The 322-nt window shown below is 39.8% G+C and carries 1 pseudogene; it reads right to left on the bottom strand.

The annotated features are described in order from the left end of the window. A pseudogene (locus FS767_RS23085) lies at window positions 1-322 on the bottom strand (hypothetical protein); the annotation flags it as partial.

Below are 322 nucleotides of genomic sequence, written 5' to 3'. Positions count from 1 at the left end.
CGCTCTGATGAAGGACCAATAGACTTCCTATGGATTGTGCTTTCCAAGGCTTCATGTTAGCTGCTTTTATTTCTTCGCTGGAAAATCGCTTGTCTAAATTTAGGTCTATTATCGATTTAAGTTTCTCGCGAACTGGGCAGTATTCAGATTCATTTATTAATACTTGGTATTCCGTTTTTTCTTCTATGGACAATGAGCCTTGTATATATAATTTGTAAGCTAATTTTGATCTTGGCGATGTGCTATCTTGCAGGGGAGTATAGTTGCTCCACTCCCATGGACTATGCCGACTGGTAATAAATTCTTGTTCGCACAGCCAGCC

The sequence above is a fragment of the Pseudomonas sp. DE0010 genome (assembly GCF_007680745.1).
Classification (GTDB): domain Bacteria; phylum Pseudomonadota; class Gammaproteobacteria; order Pseudomonadales; family Pseudomonadaceae; genus Aquipseudomonas; species Aquipseudomonas parafulva_B.
This window is presented reverse-complemented; position numbering and strand designations above follow the sequence as displayed.